The following is a 5,365-nucleotide window of genomic DNA, read 5'->3' as shown; positions in this document are numbered from 1 at the left end:
ATTACATTACGCCATTGTGATGCCATTCTTGCTTCAACGGACTTCCTCGCTGAACAGGCAAAGCAATTACAAAAGCCAGTATGGGTACATCGGAATGGCTTTAGTTTAGAAATGATGTCCATTGCTCAATCTGTTCAAAGAAAAAGCCAATTGGCAGGCGATCGTGTGATCCTTGGTTATGCCAGTGGTACACCCACCCACGACAAAGACTTTGCCATGATTCAACCAGTGCTCAAAAAATTATTAGTTGAGTATCCTCATCTGCATTTGAATTTGGCAGGCCATCTAAACAAAGAGTACTCTTGGGAAAATGCAGCGGAACGTGTTCACCGCACACCTTTTGTCCCTTGGAGAATGCTTCCCCAGGTTCTTTCCACATTTTCAATCAATCTTGCTCCTTTGCGCTTAGATAATCCATTTTCACTATCGAAAAGTGAAATTAAGTATATGGAGGCTGGTTTATTAGGTATCCCTACCATTGCCAGCCCTACACAGGCATTTCAATTTGCCATTAATTCAGGTAACAATGGTTACCTTGCCTGTGATTCAAAAGATTGGGAACAGTTTCTACGAATTTTGATTGAAAATTCAAAACTACGGATAGAAATCGGACAAAAGGCTCGGGATCATGTGCTCGAAAATTATTCTCCATGGAAACGGGCTTCCGAGATAGTCACCATTCTGAATGAGTGCATCCAACATTTTAATCCGAACATTAATCCCATATCCGGTGAAATCTTCGCTCAAACAGACCATAATCATCATTTCGCGAATTTGGTTGTCCCAATATCCTTTGAAAAACACCCCACTTTGCTAGAAAGAGGCTTGTACACTTTAAGATCGAGAGGAGTCAATACTTTACTTGAAGAAATTTGGATATTCTTCAGAAGAATGATTTCTCCTGTTATCCCCTTTCGATAGTGTTTTATATGAACCATCCAGATATTTCAATTTGTATTGTCAATCTGAATGCCAGAGAGTATTTGCGTAATTGCCTCCGCAGCATACCTCAAGCAGCTCAAAATTTAAGTTCGGAAGTGATCGTAGTAGATAATAGCTCAACCGACGGCTCCGCTCAAATGGTTCGAGAAGACTTTGCCACAATCAAATTAATCACAAATAATCAAAACCTCGGTTACAGCAGGCCGATGAATCAGGCCATGCGGGCAGCCACAGGAAAATACTTGATTCAGCTCAATCCAGATACGTTACCTCATCCATTTGCTTTTGATAAACTGTATCAATTCATGGAGGCCAATCCTTCAATCGGTATCTGCAGTCCTAAAGTCCTCAATCGGGATGGCAGTTTGCAACTGCAATGCCGCCGCAGCGCTGCCCGTCCATGGGACACAATTACTTATTTCAGCGGTTTATCTCGCCTGTTTCCCACCAGTCGCACTTTTGCCGGCTATTTAATGACTTATTTACCGGAAAATCAAATTGCAGAAGTAGAGGCTGTTTCTGGATCGTGCATGTTCATTCGCCGCGCCGTCATTGAGCAAATTGGATATCTGGACGAAAATTTTTTTGCCTATCAGGAAGATGCCGATTACTGTTACCGCGCTCGACAGGCTGGCTGGAAGATTTACTACTATCCCTTTGCAGAAGTCACCCATTTTGGCGGTCAAGGTGGCTCACGAACCGAACCATATCGAGCCATAATGGAATGGCATCGTAGCTATTTTTTATATTACCGTAAACATCTTGCCAGGGAATACTTCTTTTTGATCAATTGGCTAATGTATCTGGCAATGGCAGGTAAACTGGGTTTTAGCTTAATCAAAGCCTGGTTATCAAAGGAAAAGATAGTCGGTACACCAAAACCGTAATTTTGCGATCATGCGGAAGGCTTCTGCTGCCGCGCCAGGTCGAGCGTATCGACGGCATGCCGAAGGTGTGGTATGACAATACTCCCGCCGACAATCAAGGCAACATTGAAGGCATCGTAGAGTTCTTCGTCCTTCCAGCCGGCCTTCACACACTGAAGGATATGGTAGTCAATACAATCGTTACAGCGCAGCACCATCGAAGCCACCAGCCCGAGCAATTCTTTGGTCTTGCCGTCCAGCGCACCATCATGATACGCGGAAGTGTCCAGGTTGAAAAAGCGTTTTATGCCAAGATGATCGATACCCAAAATACGCTCGTTCATGCGCTGGCGATACGCCTGAAATTCATCCAAACGGTTTGTCATGGCTGCTCCCAGAAGTTTTTTGATTTTGCTTACTGCACCCGCCCCGGATCAGCAAGATACTCCCACCAGTTCCATGAAATGCCATTGGATTGACCGGTCAGGTGCGGAAACAATCTCAACCACCAGATATGATGTTGACGGATCTCGCCGTTGCCCCATTCGGCACAGTTGACCATCACCGGCAGATCGGAAAGATCGGGAAATTTGAGCCAGTTTCGGCAGCGGCTGGGGACGAAAGTGGTGTTGCCCCAGTCATAATCCATCTGAGAATTCGGCGCGAAGTGAACCGTACCGCACTCCGCCTGACCGGGGTGGAGTTTATCGTAGCGGGTAAAGCGTTCCCACAAATTCGCATTACCGCTCAGGTTGCGGAATACACGCCCCAGCACAAACTCGGCCCGATGGCCAAACGCTTCCAGCATTTCTCCCACCCCGCGCTGGTAATTGAACCCCATGATGATAAACGAGCGCTGAACGCCGGCAGCGGCGAGCGGCGGCGCATTGACAAAGAACGCGCCTGTTCCCACCATCACCGATTCGTAAAAACCGGCATAGGGCATCCCAAACAACCAGACTTCATCTACGATACCGCTGTTGATTTTTTGAACGATGTTAAAATCGCTGAGTATTCTGGCATAATCCGCCAGGTCCGGCTGATGGAAACCGGTCTGATTTTGCCAGGCCTGCAAGTACTTACTCACCGAATACACAAAGCCATCTTTTTTGAGCGGGAATCCATTCACACTCATTTTTTCGACAATTTGATACGTCAGGTAACCATGCGAGCAGGTGTGCAGGTCTTGGATATATTGATTTGCCAGCGCGTCTGCATCCGACCAGTTCAAGTACTGACTCAATCGCTGAGTACCGCCTTCAGGCACAAACGGATCGAAGACGATCATCATCACCTTGCGGGTAATCGGCTGTGGGGGTTGACCTTGCGGTTGTGGTGGAAGAGGAGAAGGAGATAACGAAAATAACCTGTGCAACCAATCAAGAATTTGTTTTAGGATATTCATGAGTAAAGTATATCAAAAAAAGCGCTGACACTTGGCTGATTAAGACCTGATGACAGCGCTTTATTTTCAAAGAGAATGAGAATCAGGGGCTTAGGAAGATGTATGCTGGGCGGGTAAATGATATTGTCGAGCCGCTTACCACTTGTTCCTCGCCAAAAAGATTCACTACTTTTTCCAAATTGCTTGGCTTACCTATGGTATAAGTTTTACCATATTCCTGACCTGTTGGAATCATAAGCCAGATTGTTTTGCCACCATTCCGAAATATAAATTTTACAAATCCAATGTTATCTTCACGAGAGAGCAGTTCAGCAGATTTCAGGAAACCAGTCATGGTTTTTAGGGCCTGGAAAGCTTTTGTCTCGGTCCCATCCGAACGGATTAATTCAGATCCTTTCCATCCTTCAATTGAGTACCATGTCACTGCTCGCAACTGTTGAGACCATCCATTGGCATATACCCAAACCAGATAGTCCGCTTTATGTTCCTCAAATTGATTGAAATTCTCCACGTCATCTGGGCGGTCCAGGTAATAGGCTTCTGAATGAATAATGGGTTTATTAACCCCATATCTTGCCATTAACTCACGGAGATAATTAATTTTTCCATCAACCAGTCCCCCTCGTTCCACTTTCCAGCGCCAGTTATTTTTCTCAGTCCAAACAGGGTTTTGCCCAGGCAAATAGGAAGGACCGGAATTAAACATCACCAGATCAAAGGAATTTTTAGCTTCCCGTAGAATTCCTTCAAAGAAATTTGCGGACTTTCTTAACCCTTCATCTGCACAATAATCTGTTGGGTTTTCTTCCTGCGGGTCACATATCAACATCAGGGAACCAATGGCAACCTGCGCATTCGGATTAGCACTTTTTATCCTGGGATAGACTACGTTCAACATTCTTCCATAGTAGTTTCCCTGATAATCTTCCTGCGGGTCAGCCCAACAGCCAAATACATTTCCCCATTCTTCTTCTCTTACAAATCCATCCGGTTCATTCCAGATCTGGTAATAATTTACATTAAACGGCGGCTGGCTGTATCGGCGAACCGCTTCATAAAGAAAATTTCCAAACGAAGCAAATTCCTCCTCTTTTATCGGCCCACACAAAGATTTTGGATATTTTCGTGCCCACTCCGGGGAAGTTTGAACTAACAAGATGACATCCAGACCATTTGCAGCTGCATCTTTCAAATAGGCTTCGACCCTTTCTGCTTTTTGCCAATCATATTGTCCTTTGGTTTGTTCAACTTCGGACCACCACAACTGGGCATTTAGTCTAAGTATTTCGACATTTGCGCTTTTAATCTGACCAAGGTTTGTATTTCCATCTACCCCGAAGATGGTCGGATTGGGATACTTATTAGCCACAAAAGGCAAAAAGACGGTAGGTGTAGGTGATTGTGGAACAATATCTTGACCGATGGTTGCTGAACAAGTCGTCAATATTAGTGTAATTACCAGCATCAAGGTCAAATATCTTGATCTTAACATTACGCTATCCTCCTTAGAACCACATCAACGGTACCAGTAATTCCATATCGTGTACCAGGCCCAGCTATTATAAACAACAAAAACTATAACAAATTCAATCACCAAATGATTTTTCCTGACAGTTTTGTTTGTCAGACCCAACAATTCTATAAGCACAGTGTACCAGCCTGTACACAGAAAAAATCCTGCTGCATATACAGATGGGAAAAAGTATCTTGCCTGAGGTAAAAGCAGATAATAAGCGTGCCAATCCCCCGCAAAGCGAAGTAGCGTATAACATAAGCCTGCGATCAGCATCAAAACGAAAAACAAGACTACACTCCAATTCATCCGACTTCGAAAACGAAACAGAGCAACCACATTGCCTACCAAGGCCAAAATTGTAGGGACAATGAAAACTCTATAGGGTTTATTCCCTGCCAATGGCAGTGTTCCCCAATTGAACCGCCCCCAAAAAGTGCGATACAGATAAACTGCTGCATCTCTAAAATAGGGAAAGCTTGTTGAAGTATCCAATATTGCTAACAAATCAGAGGATCTCAAGCGAAAAGTTTTGGTTAGCAAATTTTGAATTGGGTCCCGAAAAGGATACCAGCTCTTTTCAGCCGAAGGATTACGAATCAGATTATCAAGCTGTATACCATCCCAGTAAACTCGACC

Annotated in this window: 6 protein-coding genes; 2 read left to right on the top strand and 4 right to left on the bottom strand. The window is 44.4% G+C overall.

What is annotated here, in order from left to right:
- Together ACWIZX_RS01010 and ACWIZX_RS01005 are read left to right on the top strand one after the other, a co-directional pair.
- Positions 1–921, top strand: a 921-nt coding sequence (locus ACWIZX_RS01010; protein WP_448334535.1) for a glycosyltransferase family 4 protein, incomplete at its 5' end; no start/stop codon positions are given.
- Between the two features lie 8 nt (positions 922–929).
- On the top strand, positions 930–1,829 hold the full coding sequence (locus ACWIZX_RS01005; protein WP_448334534.1) for a glycosyltransferase family 2 protein: 900 nt from the start codon (positions 930–932) through the stop codon (positions 1,827–1,829).
- Between the two features lie 8 nt (positions 1,830–1,837).
- Here the strand turns inward: ACWIZX_RS01005 and ACWIZX_RS01000 are convergent, their stop codons facing one another.
- The 4 genes from ACWIZX_RS01000 to ACWIZX_RS00985 all read right to left on the bottom strand — a co-directional run.
- Positions 1,838–2,194 carry a carboxymuconolactone decarboxylase family protein gene (locus tag ACWIZX_RS01000; protein ID WP_448334533.1) on the bottom strand — a complete coding sequence of 119 codons (357 nt, stop codon included), beginning with the start codon at positions 2,192–2,194 and terminating at the stop codon, positions 1,838–1,840.
- 29 nt (positions 2,195–2,223) lie between these two features.
- On the bottom strand, positions 2,224–3,213 hold the full coding sequence (locus ACWIZX_RS00995) for a hypothetical protein (protein WP_448334532.1): 990 nt from the start codon (positions 3,211–3,213) through the stop codon (positions 2,224–2,226).
- Positions 3,214–3,295: 82 nt separating this feature from the next.
- Positions 3,296–4,705 (bottom strand): cellulase family glycosylhydrolase, encoded by a 1,410-nt coding sequence (locus tag ACWIZX_RS00990; RefSeq protein ID WP_448334531.1) that lies wholly within the window; start codon positions 4,703–4,705, stop codon positions 3,296–3,298.
- A 24-nt stretch (positions 4,706–4,729) separates the two neighbouring features.
- Positions 4,730–5,365, bottom strand: a 636-nt coding sequence (locus tag ACWIZX_RS00985) for a hypothetical protein (protein ID WP_448334530.1), incomplete at its 5' end; no start/stop codon positions are given.

The sequence above is a fragment of the Bellilinea sp. genome (assembly GCF_053501535.1).
Note: the sequence above shows the minus strand (reverse complement) of the source record. Positions and strands in the feature narration are given on the sequence as shown.

Bases quoted from the DNA above. Each gene is read 5' to 3' on its own strand.
- ACWIZX_RS01005 (WP_448334534.1), top strand. From the start codon at position 930: ATGAACCATCCAGATATTTCAATTTGTATTGTCAATCTGAATGCCAGA.
- ACWIZX_RS01000 (WP_448334533.1), bottom strand. From the start codon at position 2,194: ATGACAAACCGTTTGGATGAATTTCAGGCGTATCGCCAGCGCATGAAC.
- ACWIZX_RS00995 (WP_448334532.1), bottom strand. From the start codon at position 3,213: ATGAATATCCTAAAACAAATTCTTGATTGGTTGCACAGGTTATTTTCG.
- ACWIZX_RS00990 (WP_448334531.1), bottom strand. From the start codon at position 4,705: ATGTTAAGATCAAGATATTTGACCTTGATGCTGGTAATTACACTAATA.